This window comes from Streptomyces jeddahensis (assembly GCF_001642995.1).
Classification (GTDB): Bacteria; Actinomycetota; Actinomycetes; order Streptomycetales; family Streptomycetaceae; genus Streptomyces; species Streptomyces jeddahensis.
The window spans coordinates 14045-31402 of the sequence record NZ_LOHS01000070.1; the positions used below are offsets into that span (position 1 = coordinate 14045).

Consider the following 17358-nt stretch of genomic DNA (forward strand, 5'->3'; position numbering starts at 1 on the left):
CTTCTCCCGCTCCCCGTCCCCACCCCCGCCCGCAAGGCGATACGCGCGCTAAGGAGCCCGCGATGAGCGACATGATCACCGCGGACCTGGTCGACCTCGACCTGTCCGCCGACACCAAAGAGGCGGCGGCCCGTGCCCTCGCCGAGCGGATGGCGGCCCGAGGCCGCGTGACCGACCTCGAAGGCTTCCTCGCGGACGTTGCAGCCCGCGAGGCGCAGATGCCGACCGGTCTCGACGGCGGCATCGGCATCCCGCATTGCCGCAGCGAACACGTCACCGAGCCCACGCTGGCCTTCGGGCGCAGCGCCCAGGGCATCGACTTCGGCGCCGCCGACGGCCCGGCCGACCTGATCTTCCTGATCGCGGCCCCGGCCGGTGCGGACGACGCCCATCTGACGATCCTGTCGTCCCTGGCCCGTCAGCTCATGGACGCCGACTTCACGTCCGCGCTCCGGGCTGTCGGCGACGCCGCGGCAGCTGCGGCCCTGATCCGCGGCGACGAAGCCCCGGCGGCCACCGCCAAGGCCCAGGCCGCCCAGGACTCCGCGCCGGACGCCTCGGCGGCCTCCGACGCCGGCGCGGACCGCACGGCCCCGGCGCCGGGTGCCCCTGTCAAGGACAGCGGGGCCCCGGCGCCGGGCGCCACGGACGCAGACGCCCCGCGGCCCTTCCGTATCGTCGCCGTCACCTCCTGCCCGACCGGCATCGCGCACACCTACATGGCCGCCGAGTCGCTGGAGAACGCGGGACGCGACGCGGGCGTCGAGGTCGCCGTCGAGACCCAGGGATCGGCCGGCTTCACCCGGCTCGACCCCGCCGTCATCGCCGCCGCCGACGGCGTGATCTTCGCGCACGACGTTCCCGTACGCGACAAGGAGCGCTTCGCCGGCAAGCCGACCGTCGACGTGGGCGTCAAGGCCGGTATCAACCGCGCCACCGAGCTCATCACCGAGGTGCGCGAGAAGGCGGCCCGCGGTGAGACGACGTCCGCCGCCGCGCCCGGCACCCCGGTCGAGAGCGCGGGCGAGGCCGGTGACGGTTACGGCACCAAGCTGCGGAAGTGGCTGATGTCCGGCGTCAGCTACATGGTTCCGTTCGTCGCCGCGGGTGGTCTGCTCATCGCCCTCGGCTTCGCCATCGGCGGCTACTCGATCAACAAGGCGCCGTCCGTCGCCGAGCACTTCGTGTGGACCCAGGCGGACAGCTGGGCCGCGCTGATGTTCCAGATCGGCGGACTGGCGTTCAGCTTCCTGATCCCCGTCCTCGCCGGCTATATCGCCTACGGCATGGCGGACCGGCCCGGTCTCGTCCCCGGCTTCGTCGGCGGCTCGGTCGCGGTCACGATCAACGCGGGCTTCCTCGGCGGTCTCGCCGCCGGTCTGATCGCGGGCGCCGTTGTGATGGCCATCCAGCGGATCAAGATCCCCGCACCGCTGCGCGGCATCATGCCGGTCGTGGTGATCCCGCTGATCTCGTCGATCGTCGTCGGCTTCCTGATGTTCCTGGTCATCGGCAAGCCCATCGCCGAGCTGCAGGCCGCGCTGACGGACTGGCTGAAGGGCCTGAGCGGCGCGAACGCCATCATCCTCGGCGTCATCCTCGGCCTGATGATGTGCTTCGACCTCGGCGGCCCGGTGAACAAGGTCGCGTATGCCTTCGCGGTCGGCGGCCTCGCCAACCCGACCGAGGGCTCGCTCAAGGTGATGGCCGCGGTCATGGCGGCCGGTATGGTGCCGCCCCTGGCGATGGCGCTCGCCACCACGGTGCGCGGGAAGCTCTTCACCAAGGCCGAGCGCGAGAACGGCAAGGCGGCCTGGGTGCTCGGCGCCTCCTTCATCTCGGAGGGCGCGATCCCGTTCGCCGCGGCCGACCCGCTGCGGGTCATCCCCGCCTCGATGGTGGGCGGCGCGGTCACCGGTGCCCTGTCGATGGCCTTCGGGTGCACGCTGCGTGCTCCGCACGGCGGCATCTTCGTGGTCCCGCTGATCGGTCAGCCGCTGCTGTACCTGGTCGCCATCGCCGCGGGTGTGTGCGTGACGACTGCGCTGGTCGTGGTGCTGAAGGGGGCCCGCAAGGCGTCCGGTGCCGCGGCGGCACCGGAGGCGGCCGGGGCGGCCGCCGCCTCGGAGGCGAAGACGCCGGTGGCGGCGTAACGCCTGGCGGCGGGCTTGGCGTGTCGGCGGGGGGACCCCGGGATCGTTCCCGGGGTGCCCCCGCCGCTGTACGTGTGAAACGCACCGTGCGTCGTGGGTTGTGCCCACCCGTTCCGCCCCAGCGGAACGACTGCCCACAACGGTGCCTACGACGCTCCGTCGGAAACCCGTGCTGCTCGGCGGTCCATCGCTTCGCGGGCTGCCGTCTCCGTGGAGTAGACCTCGCACATGTGCCGGCCGTCCGGCGTCGCCGTGTGTTCGACCTCCCACAGGCTGATCTCGCTGCCGTCGCGCAGCAGGAACGCATGCTCGTACAGCGCAAAGCCGACGCCCGCCCCGCCCGCCGGGCACGGGCGGCCGAAGGCCTGCGTGATCTGGTGGGCGCACGCCCTGTGCAGCAGATGTGCGGTGTCGGCGCCCGGCCGGTCCGGGTTCTCCGCGCGCCGCAGCAGCCGGCGCGCGTGGTCCGCGGAGTCACCCGGCTCGTACGCGTGCAGGGGCAGGTGCGGCACGGCCGGCAGATGCACGGTCACGGGCAGCTCGAAGTCGGGCGTGTCCGGCGGCAGCGGCAGCCGCGCGGTCGCCTCGCGGAGCTCCTCCTCGTCCGCGTAGAGCTCGGACTGCGTGCGGCCGCCCGGACCGGTGTTGTGCACCATTTCCCAGAGGGTGACCGCCGTGCCGTCTGCGAGCAGCCACGTGTGGCGGTACGTCTCGCGGTGCCGCCCCGCGCTGTGGTGCGCGGAGTACAGCGAGGTGTCGTACGCGAGCGCGCTCTCGAGCAGGCACAACGTCTCGTCGGGCAGCTCGAAGGAGTTCAGGGCACGGCCGAGCAGTCGCTCGAGCTGCTCCTCCGGAGACTCGGGCGGCTCGGCTGGTTCGTACGCGGCTGAGTCGTACGGAACGCTCAAGGCTTCTCCCGGCGTCGCTGCATGTCACCTTGTGGGTGCATACCGTAGCCCCTTGGCCCGACATCATGTCCTGTGAACCGGAAAAACGAGCGGCCTGTCCCTGGAGTTCCCGCCCCGCCCTGGCGGACGGGCGCGGTTTCCACCTCAACTCCCGTACAACTCCCGGTACGACGGGTAGCTGCCGCCCGGGCCTTCCACGGACTCGGCGGCAAGGACCGCCCGTACGATCGCACGGGTCACCATGTCCGCGCCGGCCGTGAGGATCTCGTTCAGCGCGAGGGGATTCCCGACGGCGAGCGGGCGGTCGCCCGTGGCCAGCGCGAAGACGGTGTCACCGTCGTGGAGCAGGTGGACCGGACGCACCGCGCGTGCGATGCCGTCGTGCGCCGTGCCCGCGAGCTTCTGCGCCTGCGCGCGTGTCAGCCCGGCGTCGGTGGCGACGACCGCGAGCGTGGTGTTCAGCGGTGCCGGACCGTTCTTCGCGGCCGACTCCGCCAGCCGGCGCTGCGCCGACTCGTGGACCTCGTCCGAGGGATACGCCGGGCGCCCCTCGAAGAACCGCCCGTACAGCACACCCGTCAGCGGGTCGACCGCCGAGCCCACGGCATTGGCCACCACCAGCGCGGCGACCGTGACACCCGAGGTGAGGCGGGTGCTCGCCGTGCCGACACCGCCCTTGATGCCGCCGACCACCGCGCCCGTACCGGCGCCCACTCCGCCCGACTGCACCGGCGCGCCCAGCTCTGTGCGCGCTGCGGCCTCCACCGCGGCGCGGCCCGTCGACGCGTCCGGCCTGGTCCGGAAGTCGCCGCCGCGGCCCAGGTCGAAGACGCACGCGGCCGGGACGACCGGCACGACATGCGACGGATCGGGACCGACCCGTACGCCTCGCCGCCGCTCCTCCAGCCAGGCCATCACCCCGGACGCCGAGTCGAGTCCGTACGCGCTGCCGCCGGTGAGGACGACCGCCTCGACGCGCTGCACCAGATTGCGCGGGTCGAGCGCGTCCGTCTCCTTGGTGCCGGGGCCGCCGCCGCGCACGTCCACGGCCGCGATCGCCCCGCCCTCCGGCGCGAGCACGACCGTGGTGCCGGTGAGCCAGCCGTCCCCGGCCCGCGTGGCGTGCCCCACGCGCAGTCCGGACACGTCCGTGAGCGCGTCAACCGTCATGTCTGTGTCTCCCACCCGTCGTCCGGCTCCACCGGAGACGGTATGCCCAGGAGCCGACGCCCTACGTCTGAGCTGAGGCCATGCGCCGGAGCCGAGCCCACGCGTCTGAGTCGAGGCCATACGTCTGGGTCGAGGCCATACGTCGAGGGCGAAGCCGAGCGCGCGCCGGGCCGAAGCGGAGGACCTTCGGCCCCCAGATCGAGGACCAACGCATCGCCCTTTGCTGCTGCCCCAGGCGTGCAATGGACAGGAAGCGACGAAGGGACTCGGACGTGAGCGTGACGACGACTGGCACTCCTGCAGAACAGACGGAGCAGGCACATCGCAGCGGAGCCTGGGACGGCTTCAAGGGCGGTCTGTGGCGTGACGCCATCGACGTCCGCGACTTCGTCCAGCAGAACTACACGCCGTACGAGGGCGACGGCTCCTTCCTGGCCGGGCCCACCGAGCGGACCACGCAGGTGTGGGAGAAGCTGCTGTCGATGTTCCCGGCCGAGCGGGAGCGCGGCATCCACGACGTCGACGGGCACACCCCGTCCCGTATCGATGCCTTCGCGCCCGGCTATGTCGATCCGGACCTCGACCTCATCGTCGGTCTGCAGACCGACGCCCCGCTCAAGCGCGCGATCATGCCAGCCGGTGGCTGGCGCATGGTCGAGACGGCCCTGGGCGCCTACGGCTATGAGCCGGACCCCGCGGTCAAGGACGTCTACACCCATCTGCGCAAGACCCACAACGACGGCGTCTTCGACGCCTACACCCCCGAGATCCGCGCCTGCCGCTCCGCCGGAATCATCACCGGCCTGCCCGACGCCTATGGCCGCGGCCGCATCATCGGCGACTACCGCCGCGTCGCCCTCTACGGCGTCGACCGGCTCATCGAGGCCAAGCAGGCCGAGAAGGAGCAGCTGAACGCCCAGTGGCCGACCGAGCACGTCATCCGCGACCGTGAGGAGATCGCCGAGCAGATCAAGGCACTGGGCGAGCTCAAGGCGATGGCCCGGTCCTACGGCTACGACATCTCCCGCCCGGCGGCGACCGGCCGCGAAGCCGTCCAGTGGCTGTACTTCGCCTATCTGGCGGCCGTGAAGGAGCAGAACGGCGCGGCCATGTCGAACGGCCGCATCGACACCTTCCTCGACGTCTACCTGCAGCGCGACATCGAGCGTGGCGCACTCACCGAGTCCCGGGCACAGGAGCTGATCGACGACTTCGTCATCAAGCTCCGCATCGTCCGCTTCCTGCGCACCCCCGAGTACAACGAGCTCTACTCCGGCGACCCCACCTGGGTCACCTGGACCATGGCGGGCATCGGCGAGGACGGCCGCCCGCTCGTCTCCCGCACCACCTTCCGCGCCCTCCAGACCCTCTACAACCTGGGCCCCGCCCCGGAACCGAACCTCACCGTCCTGTGGTCGCAGCGACTGCCCAAGGCCTTCAGGGAGTTCGCGTCCAAGGTCGCCATCGACACCAGCGCGCTCCAATTCGAGTCCGACGAACTGATGCGCCCGAAGTACGGCGACGACACGGCCATCGCCTGCTGCGTCTCCGCCATGGCCATGGGCAAGCAGATGCAGTTCTTCGGCGCGCGCGTCAACGTCGCCAAGGCGCTGCTCTACGCGATCAACGGCGGCCGCGACGAGATGACCGGGAAGACCGTCGTCGAGGGCTTCGAGCCGGTCACCGGCGACTACCTCGAGTACGAGGACGTCGCCCGGCGGTACGACGCGATGCTCGACTGGCTCGCCAAGACGTACGTCCATGCGCTCAACGTCATCCACTACATGCATGACAAGTACGCCTACGAGCGCATCGAGATGGCACTGCACGACCAGGAGATCCTGCGCACCATGGCCTGCGGCATCGCGGGCCTGTCCGTGGCCGCCGACTCCCTCTCCGCCATCAAGCACGCACGCGTGAACGTCGTACGCGACGAGACGGGACTGATCGTCGACTACGAGACCGAGGGCGGCTATCCCGCCTACGGAAACAACGACGACCGCGCCGACTCCCTGGCCCAGCAGATCGTCCACGACTTCATGGAGAAGGTGCGCAAACACCCCACGTACCGCGACGCCGTGCACACCCAGTCGGTGCTGACCATCACCTCGAACGTCGTCTACGGCAAGAAGACCGGCAACACCCCCGACGGCCGCCGCGCCGGCGCCCCGTTCGCCCCGGGCGCCAACCCGATGAACGGCCGCGACGCGCACGGCTACATCGCCTCCGCCCTGTCGGTCGCCAAACTCTCGTATGACGACGCCGAGGACGGCATCTCGCTCACCAACAGCGTCACGCCGGACGCCCTCGGCCGTACCCGGGAGGAGCGCATCGCGCATCTGTCCGGCGTGCTGGACGGCTTCATGGCGAGCGGCGGCTTCCACATGAACGTCAACGTGCTCGACAAGGCGACGCTCGAGGACGCCATGGAACACCCGGAGAAGCACCCGCAGTTGACCATCCGGGTCTCCGGCTATGCCGTGAACTTCGTCCGCCTGACGCGCGAGCAGCAGCTGGACGTCATCAACCGCACCTTCCACAACTCGCTGTAAGCCCACAGCCCGCTGCGAGCCGTCCGGCCGCAGCCCCGGCTTCAGCAATCCGGGAGTACCACCATGCCCCTGCTGCTCGGTCAGAACCCCGCGGCGCCTGCCACGCTGAACCCCGCGGCCTCTGCCAGCCTGAACCCCGCGGCGTCTGCCACGCTGGCCGCCGCCACTCCGGCGGCCGCCGCAACCCGCCACCCCGTCGAGGGCTCCGTCCACTCCTGGGACCTGTCGACGGGCGTCGACGGTCCCGGCACCCGCTTCGTGACGTTCCTGTCCGGATGCCCGCTGACGTGCCTGTACTGCCAGAATCCCGACACCTGGCGGATACGCGACGGCAGGCGCACGGCAGCCGACGACATCGTCGCCGAAGCGGCCAAGTACACCGGCTTCATCGCGGCCGCGGGCGGCGGAGCCACCCTCAGCGGCGGCGAGCCCCTGCTGCAGCCCGTCTTCGCGGGAGAGCTGCTGCACCGCTTCAAGCACGAAGTGGGCCTGCACACCGCCCTCGACACCTCCGGCTTCCTCGGCAGCCGCGCCACGGACTCGCTGCTGCGCGACGTCGACCTCGTGCTGCTCGACATCAAGTCCTGGAACCGCGAGACGTACAAGAAGGTCACCGGCCGTCCGCTCGAGCCGACGCTCGACTTCGCCCGCCGTCTCGCCCGGCTCGGCAAGGACGTCTGGGTCCGCTTCGTGCTGGTGCCCGGATTGACCGACGACCCGGCGAACATCGAGGGCGTCGCGGCGTTCGCCGCCTCGCTCGGCAACGTCTCCAGGGTCGATGTGCTGCCCTTCCACAAACTGGGCGCGAGCAAGTGGCGGGAACTCGGCAGGACCTTCCCCCTGCACGACACCCCGTCCCCCGTCCCGGAGCAGGTGGCCTCGGCCAGGCGGATCTTCGAGGCGAAGGGGCTCAGGGCCGTCTGAGGCCCTTCCCGGCCGGACGTACCCTGGACGCATGAGCACCGCCCCCGGCCCCGAACCGCGCGATCCGAAGGACGCGCTGGTCTTCGACGACCCGCTGACGCAGCAGACCTCGGACGACACCGACCGGGGGTGGGGCGAGGGGCCGGCACCCGGCGGTGACAGTGCCGCCGACCTCGCGCGCTTCCTGGACGAGAAGCCGCCCCACCACCTCTGAAGCCGCCGGGCTGCCGCTGCTGCTGTCGCTACCGCGTACCGTCCCCGGAACCGCGCTGCGCGACCAGGGCGTCGCGGATCTCCTTCAGGAGTTCCAGCTCGGTCTCCTCGAGCTTCTCCTGCGCGCCCTCCTTGGCCGCCTTCCGCTCCGCCATCCTGGCCAGGTACTTCGACATGGGCAGCACCATGAGGAAGTACACGACGGCCGCGGTGATCAGAAAGCTGAGGGTGGCGCTGAGCACCGATCCCCACATGAGGGGGATGCCGCTCGTGACCGTGCCCGTCTTCTCGTCGAACTTGCAGGGAGCCTGCAGGCACGAGCTGTACCTGTCGAGATCCTTCGTCCCGAACGCGCCGACCAACGGGTTGATGATGCCCTTCACCAGGGAGTTCACGATGTTGGTGAACGCGGCACCGATGACCACCGCGACCGCCAGGTCGATCACATTGCCGCGCATCAGGAAGGCCTTGAAGCCTTCCCAGACGCTCGGCGTCTTCTTCACGCTCACCGCGAGGCCTTTCTTCACATCTGCAGGTTGTGGAACAAACAGCTCCGCAACCTACGGCAGAACGCCTTCGCTCTGCCCACCGAGGCCTCCCCGACGAGCGACTTGACAGGACGGCGTCGGTGCCGCGCGCAGCCATGGTCGGCACGTCGGTGTCTCGCGCAGCCGTGGTCAGCACAGTGTCACCGCCAGCCGTGACGTCGCCCCTGCCCCGGCCAGCCGTGCCGCCGTGGCCCGCGGCACGGAGAGCACGATGAGCGCCCCGCTCTCCGCCGCACTGTCCCGTGCCGCCTCGGGGACCTTCGTCACCCGTGCACCCCTCGCCACCACGCGCGCCACCCCGCCGCCCGTCGCCGCGCCGTCGGCCGCGACGACGTCCACGCGGTCGCCCGGGCGCAGCAGCCGCACCGTCGCGGCGTCCGCGATACGCACGGGCGCGGCCACCAGCTCCACCGCCCGCGGCTCCTTCCGGGGAGCGGGTGCCGGGTGGGCCTGCGCCGGGTCCGCCTGCGCCCGCTGCACGTCACGCGGGCCCGTCGCCACGAGGGCCGCCGCCGTCACGGCGAGACCCGCCGCCACAGCACGGCGTCTGTGCCGTACGAGCCGGCGCAGACCATGCCGCCCGCCGCGCACCCGCACCGGCGAGAAGTGCGGGACCTCGCACGTCGGCGGAGCGTCTCCGCCTGGCGGACGATTCTCGCTCGAGTTCTCGCTCGCAGGACCTGGTGGCCACCCGCCCTGCGGACGATGCCCGTGCGTGACCGCCTGCGCGGCCAGGTCCGACTGGTCACGTGGAGCAAGCGATACATGACTCGGAGACGGAGACGGAGACGGAGACGGAGACGGAGACGGAGACAGAGGCGGGAGCTGCGAGAGGAACTGGGACACGGTGACCACCACCTGCGGTGAGGAGCTCGGCTTGCGCATCCACGATGCAGCTCCTCGCCGACGCCCGCTGAAGCCCGTGGAATACCGGCCGGTTGTGGACAACTCCCACACCCGAACGTGAAGTTCCGCCCAGCCCCCTCAGACAGCCGCGACCAGCCGCGGCCTCACGGCAGCGGCGACCAGCCGCCGCATCACGGCAGCCGCGACCAGCCACCGCCTCACGGCAGCTCGATGCCCGGGTCCATGCCGCCCAGCGCCCGCATGCACAGGCAGTCCCGCTTCTCGTTCGACGGCAGGCCGGCCACCGCATCGAACAGCACCGTCCGCAGCCTGTCCACGTTCGCGGCGAACACCTTGAGCACCTCCTCATGCGAGACGCCCTCGCCCGTCTCCGCACCCGCATCGAGGTCGGTGACCAGGGTCAGCGACGTGTAGCAGAGCTCGAGCTCACGGGCCAGCGCGGCCTCGGGGTGGCCCGTCATGCCCACCACCGACCAGCCCTGCGCCGCGTGCCACAGCGACTCCGCACGGGTCGAGAACCGGGGCCCCTCGACCACCACGAGCGTGCCGCCGTCCACCGGCTCCCAGCCCTGCTCGTGCGCCGCCTTCACCGCGACCCTGCGGCCCACGGGGCAGTACGGGTCGGCCAGCGAGACGTGCACCACGTTCGGCACGGGGCCTCCGCCGGGCAGCGGAAGCCCGTCGAAGTACGTCTGCACGCGCCCCTTCGTACGGTCCACGAACTGGTCCGGAACCAGCAGGGTTCCGGGTCCGTACTCCGCCCGCAGTCCGCCCACCGCGGACGGACCCAGTACCTGGCGCACGCCCAGCGAGCGCAGCGCCCACATGTTCGCGCGGTAGTTGATCCGGTGCGGCGGAAGGTGGTGGCTGCGGCCGTGGCGGGGGAGGAAGGCGACCCGCCGGCCGGCCAGTACGCCGAGGAAGAGCGAGTCGCTCGGCGCCCCGTAAGGGGTGTCGACCTGCACCTCTGTCACGTCGTCGAGGAAGGAGTAGAAGCCGGAGCCGCCGATGACGCCGATCTCCGCGGAGGGCTGTGTGCCCGCCCCGTCCGTGAGTTCTGCGTCTGCCGTGTTCGCCAGGGTCGCCATGGTCAGCACAGTAGCCGGGCCGGGAAATGCCGGAGACCCCGCCGTCGGAAAACGGCAGGGCCTCGCGAAGAAAGCCTGAAGCTGTGGTTACGCGGCGGAGGAGCCGGCGGAGCTCGACGTGCCGGCGGAGCTCGACGTGCCGGACGAGCTCGACGTGCCGGACGAGCTGGTGGAGGCCGTGGAGTCCGAGGACGAGGTCTTGGAGTCCGACGACTTCGCCGACGAGGCGGGCGAGCTGCTCGAGGACGAGCCGCGGCTGTCGTTGCGGTAGAAGCCCGAGCCCTTGAAGACGATGCCGACCGCGGAGAACACCTTCTTGAGGCGGCCGTCGCAGCTGGGGCACTCGGTCAGGGCGTCGTCCGTGAACTTCTGCACCGCCTCGAGGCCCTCGCCGCACTCGGTGCACTGGTACTGATAGGTCGGCACTTGCTTCCTCCTGGCACTCTCACTCGATGAGTGCTAACGACGGTCCATAGTGACGCATTCCCGGGGATCAGTCCACTGCGAGCGGCACGCGGTGACCGACGCCACGTCTCACCGTCCGGCCCTTGGACTGCGGTACGAGGTGCGTGCGCAGTGACACGACGGTCGCCAGGGCCAGTGCCGTGCCGGCCAGCGGCACCAGGAATCCGGCGCCGTTCCAGAGACGGTCCTCCAGCTGCCCGGCGAGCGTGACCGCGGCGGCCTGCCCCAGCGCCACCGCGCCGGTCAACCACGTGAAGGCCTCGGTACGCGAGGTGGGCGCCACCAGACGTTCGACGAGTGTGTAGCCGGTGATCAGGGTGGGGGCGATGCACGCGCCGACGAGCAGCCCGAGCCCGGCCAGCAGCAGCACGGAGTGCGCGGTCCACAGTCCGGAGGCCGCCAGCGCCAGCGCCGCGTATCCGACGACAAGCCGCCGGTGAGGCGCCGCCTTCCAGGCGATCGCTCCGCAGACGATGCCGGAGAGCATGTTGCCCGCAGCGAAGACGCCGTAGAGGACGCCGTTCAGCCCCGGCTCGCCGATCGACCGGGTGAACGCGGCCAGTGAGACCTGCATGCCGCCGAAGACGCAGCCGATGCCCAGGAAGGCCACGGCGAGCACACGTACGCCGGGCACCCGGAGAGCGGGAACGCGCTCCACGCGCACGTGCCCCGCGCCTCCGGTCGCCGCCCTCACGCCGTCCGTAGCCGGGGGCGTGTCGCCCCGGCCCCTCGCACCTGCATGCTGTGTCTCCGGCCCGGCTTCCAGCACACCGGCCCCGACACCGCGGCCGCCTTCGCCCGGGCCGCCTACGCGCGCGTGCCCGTCAGGCGCCGCGTCGGACGACGGCCGTAGGTCCGTGTCGCGCGGCCGCTGCTGCTGCGTGTCGCGCGACGTCCGCGGCTGTGTGCCCGTCTGCGCCGCGAAGAGCAGCCCGCCGCCCAGCGTCAGCACCGCCTCCGTCACCAGGCCCGCGGCCGGGTCCACGGCCGTGCACAGCGCGGTCGCGAGCAGAGGGCCGAGGACGAAGGTCAGCTCGTCCGTGACGGACTCGAACGCGGCGGCCGTCGGAAGCAGCGGTGGCGAATCCTGCAGCGTGACGGCCCAGCGTGCCCGCACCATCGGCCCGATCTGCGGTACGGAGGCACCGGTCGGCACGGCCCCCGCGAAGAGCGCCCACAAAGGCGCATGCGACAACGCCAGCACCGTCAGCGTCAGGCCGGCCGCCGCGTGCACCAGGACGCCGGGCAGCAGTACCGCCCGTTGCCCGAAGCGGTCGGCACAGGTGCCGGTCAGGGGCGCGAACAGCGCCATCGAGACGCCCGTGACGGCGGCGACGGCGCCGGCGGCACCGTAGGAGCCGGTGGTGTGGTGCACCAGCAGCACGATGGAGACGGTCAGCATCGCGAACGGCTGGCGCGCGGCGAATCCGGGGACCAGGAACGTCCAGGCGCCACGCGTGCGCAGCAGCTGTCCGTAGCCCGGACGGGACGACCCGCGCCGGGACGACCCGGGGCGAGACGATCCAGGGCGGTATGACTTCGAGGTGACCGTGGATGCCACGGCCCGTGCCTTTCTGCCGCCTGGTAGCGCGACCGCTTTCATCAGGCGGGCGCCGAGAGCTGTCCTCTTGCGCTGGACTGCGGTAGATACCGGGCGGTCCCCTGCAGGGGCGCCGCGGCCGCCATACGGTCGCGCCAGCTCTGCGTCAGGCAGAGTTGGTCCGATCAGGTGGCCTCATCGTACAGGGCCGGACAGAGCCCTCAGCCTGCGAATCCGAGCGGGCGCAGCGTGTTCACCTGTGATTGCCGGGGCGTTCTTCCACCCCGAGGCCGCGACCGCCGACCGCCGCACAAACGACCGTAGGCCGCCAGACCTCACGGATTCCCACCCGTCCCCAGCCACCCGGCCAGCTTGCCGCCCTGCCCCACCGCCCGCAGACGTGCCTCGGCGGCGTCCCGCACCGGATCGGTGGCCACCACGAGCAGTTCGTCGCCGCGCCGCAGCACGGTCGTCGGAAGCGGTACGAAGGACTTCCCTTCGCGGACCACGAGCGTGACCGCGGCGCCCGCGGGCAGCCGCAGTTCGTTGATCTCGACGCCGTGCATCTTGGATCCCTTGGGGATCGCCACGGACAGCAGATGCCCGCCGAGCCGCTCCAGGGGCGCGGACTCGATGCCCAGGTCGGAGGCCTCGGCGGTCTCGGCGAGGCGCATCTTCCGGGCCAGCCACGGCAGCGTCGGCCCCTGGACGAGGGTGTAGACGACGACGAGTACGAAGACGATGTTGAAGATCCGGCGGCTGTGCTCGACGTCGTGCACCATCGGGATGGTGGCGAGGATGATCGGCACGGCGCCGCGCAGGCCCGCCCACGACATGAGCGCCTTCTCCCGCCACGGCACCCGGAACGGCAGGAGGCCGACCACCACCGACAGCGGCCGCGCCACCATGGTCAGGACCAGGCCGATGACGACGGCGGGCAACACGTCGTCGTGCAGGTCGTGCGGCGTGACGAGCAGACCGAGCAGGACGAACATGCCGATCTGGGCGATCCAGCCGACGCCCTCGGCGAAGCCGCGCGTGGCGGGCCAGTGCGGCAGCCTGGCGTTGCCGAGCACCATCGCGGCGAGGTACACGGCGAGGAAGCCGCTGCCGTGCGCGAGTGCCCCGGCCGCGTAGGCGCTGACCGCGATCGCCATGACCGCGATCGGATAGAGACCGGAGGCGGGCAGCGCCACGTGCCGGAGGCCGAAGGCGCCGAGCCAGCCCACCGCGAGGCCGATCGCCGCGCCGATCGCCAGCTCCAGGGCGATCTCACCGACGAGCACGTACCAGTGCTCCACCGGCCCGGCCGTGGAGAACGCCACGACGAGGATCACCACAGGGGCGTCGTTGAAGCCCGACTCGGCCTCGAGCGTGCCCGTCAGGCGCGCGGGGAGGGGCACTTTCCGCAGTACCGAGAAGACCGCTGCCGCGTCCGTGGAGGACACCACCGCGCCGATGATGAGCGCCTGCCGCCATTCCAGCCCGATCAGGTAGTGCGCGCCCGTCGCCGTGACGCCGACGCTCACCGCGACGCCGACGGTCGCCAGAGCGGCGGCCGCCGGAAGTGCCGGTTTGATCTCTTTCCACTTCGTGCCCAGGCCGCCCTCGGCGAGGATCACGACGAGCGCGGCGTAGCCGATCACCTGGGTGAGCTGGGCGTTGTCGAAGGAGATGTGGCCGGGGCCGTCCTGCCCCATGGCGATGCCGATCCCCAGGTAGATGAGCAGGCTGGGGAGTCCGCTGCGCGAGGAGATACGGACCGCTGCCACGGCGACGAGCAGAACGAGCGAGCAGACGAGCAGGAGCTGGTTGAGGTGGTGGACAGTCAGCGGCCGTTCCTTCCCCTGGTGGAGCCATGTGCTCTTGTACCGGTCGTGGGCGCTGTAGCGCGAGAAACCGGGTTACTTCATTACCTTACCTAATAGTTAACGCTTTCTTGGCGCCTTGAGGGTGTCTTTCGAACGTATGTCAACAACGGGCGGACCCGCCTTCACGACCTTGCGTCCGAAGGGGAAGTGCCCTGCGCCTATGGTTGCTCCAGCGCTCACACAACCGCACAGCCCGTTCTGCCGCTCGCGAAGGACAGCAAGGACAGCGATGCCCTCGAATCACACCGCCTCTTCCGGTCAGGAGCCCGGCAAGTCCGGCAGGAAGAAGGGGCGCCGCGCCCGATTGATCGTGATCGTCCTGGTTCTTGCCGTCATCGCGGGCGTGAGCTGCGGCGCGTACTGGGGCGTCAGCACGGTGCGTGCCTCCCTCCCGCAGACGAAGGGGTCGATAAAGCTCGACGGGCTCTCCGGACCGGTCGACGTGAAGCGCGACGGCTACGGCATCCCGCAGATCTACGCCTCCTCCGACGAGGACCTCTTCATGGCCCAGGGCTATGTGCAGGCGCAGGACCGGTTCTGGGAGATGGACGTACGCCGCCACATGACCTCCGGTCGGCTGTCGGAGATGTTCGGCAAGAGCCAGATCAAGACGGACGAGTTCCTGCGCACGCTCGGCTGGCGCCGGGTGGCGGAGAAGGAGTACGACACCAAGCTCTCGGCGACGACCAAGAAGTACCTGCAGGCGTACGCCAAGGGGGTCAACGCCTACCTCGAGGGCAAGGACGGCAAGGACCTCTCGGTCGAGTACGCGGCGCTCGGCTTCACCAACGACTACAAGCCGGAGAAGTGGTCGCCGGTCGACTCGGTGGCCTGGCTCAAGGCGATGGCCTGGGACCTGCGCGGCAACATGCAGGACGAGATCGACCGCTCGCTGATGACCAGCCGCCTCGGCCCGTCCCAGATCAAGGACCTGTACCCCGAGTACCCGTACGAGCGCAACGAGCCGATCGTGCAGGAGGGCGCCTACAACGCGGCCACCAAGACGTACGGGCCGGAGAGCTCGGCCAGCACGCAGACGCAGACGCAGTCCGGCACCACCGCCGGTACGGGGCTCGCGGGCAACGCCACCGCGCCGTCGGGGCTGCAGAGCCAGCTGTCGGCGGTCTCCGACGTCCTGGACGAGGTGCCGGCGGTCTTCGGGCCGAACGGCAACGGCATCGGCTCCAACTCCTGGGTGGTCTCCGGCGCCCACACGATCACCGGCAAGCCGCTGCTCGCCAACGACCCGCACCTGGCGCCCCAGCTGCCGTCGATCTGGTACCAGATGGGCCTGCACTGCCGGAACGTCTCCGACACCTGCCAGTACGACGTCTCCGGCTACACCTTCTCCGGCATGCCCGGCGTGGTCATCGGCCACAACCAGGACATCGCGTGGGGCATGACGAATCTGGGCGCGGACGTCACCGACCTGTACCTGGAGAAGTTCGCCGGCGACGGCTACCAGTACGACAACAAGGTGCTGCCGTTCACGACCCGCAAGGAGACCATCAAGGTCGCGGGCGGCCCGAGCAAGACGATCACCGTCCGCGAGACCAACAACGGGCCGCTGCTGTCCGACCGCGACGACGAGCTGGTCAAGGTCGGCCAGAAGGCCACGGTCGACGCGGCGGCACCCGACCGCGGCGACGGCTACGGCGTCGCGCTCCGCTGGACCGCGCTGACGCCGGGCAACACCATGGACGCCGTTTTCGCGCTGAACAAGGCGGAGAACTGGACCCAGTTCCGCAAGGCCGCCGCCGACTTCGAGGTGCCCTCGCAGAACCTCATCTACGCGGACACCGCGGGCAACATCGGCTACCAGGCACCCGGGAAGATCCCGACGCGCGGCGGCGGGTACAACGGTTCGCTGCCCGCCCCGGGCTGGGACTCCAAGTACCGCTGGACGGGCTACATCCCGCAGGCCGCCCTGCCGTACGAGTACAACCCGAAGCGCGGCTACATCGTGACCGCCAACCAGGCCGTCATAAACCCGGCCACGTACCCGTACACCCTCACCACGGACTGGGGCTACGGCGCGCGCAGCCAGCGGATCAACGACCTCATCCAGTCGAAGATCAAGAACGGCGGCAAGATCTCCACCGAGGACATGCGCCAGATGCAGATGGACAACAGCAGCGAGATCGCCAGGCTGCTCGTGCCCAAGCTGCTCAAGATCGACGTCTCCGACCCGTACGTGCGCGAGGCGCAGAAGCTGCTGGAGGGCTGGGACTACACCCAGGACGCGGACTCGGCGGCGGCCGCCTACTTCAACGCGGTCTGGCGCAACATCCTCAAGCTCGCCTTCGGCAACAAGCTCCCCAAGGAACTGCGCGTCGAGGGCCAGTGCCTGAGCGTCGAGCCGGCGGGCAACACCGGCCCGGTCGACGAGGAGCGCAAGGTGCGCGAGTGCGGTGAGCGCGACGCGGACTCGGCGCAGCCCGACGGCGGCGACCGCTGGTACGAGGTGGTCCGCAAGATCCTCGAGGACGAGGACAACGACTGGTGGACGGCGCCGAAGACGCGGACCGAGCCCGCGGCCACGAACCGCGACGAGCTGTTCGCACGTGCCATGGAGGACGCCCGCTGGGAGCTGACCGCCAAGCTCGGCAAGGACATCGACACCTGGAGCTGGGGCCGCCTGCACCGGCTGTTCCTGAAGAACCAGACGCTGGGCACCGACGGTCCGGGCTTCCTGCAGTACATGCTCAACCGCGGCCCGTGGAAGCTCAGCGGCGGCGAGGCCGCGGTCGACGCGACCGGCTGGAACGCGGCGGGCGGCTACGGAGTGATCTGGGTGCCGTCGATGCGGATGGTGGTGAACCTCGAGGACCTCGACAAGTCCAAGTGGATCAACCTCACCGGCGCCTCGGGACACGCCTACAGCGCGCACTACACCGACCAGACGGACAAGTGGGCCGACGGTGAACTCCTGCCGTGGGCCTATTCGGAGAAGGCGGTCGACGCCGCAACGCAGGACGCCCTGGTGCTGCGGCCCTGATGGTCGACCTTCCCTGAAGTGGCCCCGCACGCGTGCGTGCGGGGCCACTTCGCGTCCGGAG

The 17358-nt window shown here is 70.6% G+C and carries 13 protein-coding genes; 5 read left to right on the forward strand and 8 right to left on the reverse strand.

Annotation, left to right across the window (positions count from 1 at the left end; all coding sequences use genetic code 11):
• Positions 1-62: 62 nt before the first annotated feature.
• Complete coding sequence (locus STSP_RS12200) at positions 63-2153, forward strand: PTS fructose transporter subunit IIABC (RefSeq protein WP_067275951.1); 2091 nt, start codon at positions 63-65, stop codon at positions 2151-2153.
• Between the two features lie 146 nt (positions 2154-2299).
• On the opposite strand, the gene STSP_RS12205 is transcribed toward STSP_RS12200, so the two are convergent.
• Positions 2300-3061 (reverse strand): DUF6227 family protein, encoded by a 762-nt coding sequence (locus tag STSP_RS12205; RefSeq protein WP_067275954.1) that lies wholly within the window; start codon positions 3059-3061, stop codon positions 2300-2302.
• 144 nt (positions 3062-3205) lie between these two features.
• Positions 3206-4231 carry a P1 family peptidase gene (locus STSP_RS12210; RefSeq protein WP_067275956.1) on the reverse strand — a complete coding sequence of 342 codons (1026 nt, stop codon included), beginning with the start codon at positions 4229-4231 and terminating at the stop codon, positions 3206-3208.
• 242 nt (positions 4232-4473) lie between these two features.
• Here STSP_RS12210 and pflB point away from each other — a divergent pair, with 242 nt between their 5' ends.
• The 3 genes from pflB to STSP_RS12225 all read left to right on the forward strand — a co-directional run bounded on the left by pflB (position 4474) and on the right by STSP_RS12225 (position 7921).
• Positions 4474-6783 carry a formate C-acetyltransferase gene (gene pflB / locus STSP_RS12215; RefSeq protein WP_067275958.1) on the forward strand — a complete coding sequence of 770 codons (2310 nt, stop codon included), beginning with the start codon at positions 4474-4476 and terminating at the stop codon, positions 6781-6783.
• A gap of 63 nt (positions 6784-6846) precedes the next feature.
• Positions 6847-7707, forward strand: coding sequence for a pyruvate formate-lyase-activating protein (gene pflA, locus STSP_RS12220; RefSeq protein WP_078067111.1), 861 nt, complete (start codon positions 6847-6849; stop codon positions 7705-7707).
• A gap of 31 nt (positions 7708-7738) precedes the next feature.
• A complete protein-coding gene (locus tag STSP_RS12225; protein ID WP_067275961.1) occupies positions 7739-7921 on the forward strand; it encodes a hypothetical protein in 183 nt (60 codons plus the stop codon).
• Between the two features lie 28 nt (positions 7922-7949).
• On the opposite strand, the gene mscL is transcribed toward STSP_RS12225, so the two are convergent.
• The 6 genes from mscL to STSP_RS12260 all read right to left on the reverse strand — a co-directional run bounded on the left by mscL (position 7950) and on the right by STSP_RS12260 (position 14260).
• Positions 7950-8429 (reverse strand): large conductance mechanosensitive channel protein MscL, encoded by a 480-nt coding sequence (gene mscL / locus STSP_RS12230; RefSeq protein ID WP_067276246.1) that lies wholly within the window; start codon positions 8427-8429, stop codon positions 7950-7952.
• 168 nt (positions 8430-8597) lie between these two features.
• Complete coding sequence (locus tag STSP_RS12235) at positions 8598-9353, reverse strand: hypothetical protein (RefSeq protein ID WP_408646276.1); 756 nt, start codon at positions 9351-9353, stop codon at positions 8598-8600.
• A 179-nt stretch (positions 9354-9532) separates the two neighbouring features.
• Positions 9533-10423, reverse strand: coding sequence for an S-methyl-5'-thioadenosine phosphorylase (locus tag STSP_RS12240; RefSeq protein ID WP_078067112.1), 891 nt, complete (start codon positions 10421-10423; stop codon positions 9533-9535).
• An 87-nt stretch (positions 10424-10510) separates the two neighbouring features.
• Positions 10511-10849 carry an FmdB family zinc ribbon protein gene (locus tag STSP_RS12245; RefSeq protein WP_067275966.1) on the reverse strand — a complete coding sequence of 113 codons (339 nt, stop codon included), beginning with the start codon at positions 10847-10849 and terminating at the stop codon, positions 10511-10513.
• A gap of 67 nt (positions 10850-10916) precedes the next feature.
• Positions 10917-12449 (reverse strand): MFS transporter, encoded by a 1533-nt coding sequence (locus tag STSP_RS36985; RefSeq protein WP_157902824.1) that lies wholly within the window; start codon positions 12447-12449, stop codon positions 10917-10919.
• Between the two features lie 314 nt (positions 12450-12763).
• Positions 12764-14260 (reverse strand): potassium/proton antiporter, encoded by a 1497-nt coding sequence (locus tag STSP_RS12260; RefSeq protein ID WP_067275968.1) that lies wholly within the window; start codon positions 14258-14260, stop codon positions 12764-12766.
• 268 nt (positions 14261-14528) lie between these two features.
• Here STSP_RS12260 and STSP_RS12265 point away from each other — a divergent pair, with 268 nt between their 5' ends.
• Complete coding sequence (locus tag STSP_RS12265; RefSeq protein WP_067275971.1) at positions 14529-17297, forward strand: penicillin acylase family protein; 2769 nt, start codon at positions 14529-14531, stop codon at positions 17295-17297.
• The last annotated feature ends 61 nt before the right edge of the window (positions 17298-17358 follow it).

Excerpts from the sequence above, each read along its gene's own strand:
- STSP_RS12210 (WP_067275956.1), bottom strand. The coding sequence starts at position 4,231 with ATGACGGTTGACGCGCTCACGGACGTGTCCGGACTGCGCGTGGGGCAC.
- pflA (WP_078067111.1), top strand. The coding sequence starts at position 6,847 with ATGCCCCTGCTGCTCGGTCAGAACCCCGCGGCGCCTGCCACGCTGAAC.
- STSP_RS12200 (WP_067275951.1), top strand. The coding sequence starts at position 63 with ATGAGCGACATGATCACCGCGGACCTGGTCGACCTCGACCTGTCCGCC.
- STSP_RS12240 (WP_078067112.1), bottom strand. The coding sequence starts at position 10,423 with ATGGCGACCCTGGCGAACACGGCAGACGCAGAACTCACGGACGGGGCG.
- pflB (WP_067275958.1), top strand. The coding sequence starts at position 4,474 with ATGGACAGGAAGCGACGAAGGGACTCGGACGTGAGCGTGACGACGACT.
- STSP_RS12225 (WP_067275961.1), top strand. The coding sequence starts at position 7,739 with ATGAGCACCGCCCCCGGCCCCGAACCGCGCGATCCGAAGGACGCGCTG.
- STSP_RS12235 (WP_408646276.1), bottom strand. The coding sequence starts at position 9,353 with ATGCGCAAGCCGAGCTCCTCACCGCAGGTGGTGGTCACCGTGTCCCAG.
- STSP_RS12265 (WP_067275971.1), top strand. The coding sequence starts at position 14,529 with ATGCCCTCGAATCACACCGCCTCTTCCGGTCAGGAGCCCGGCAAGTCC.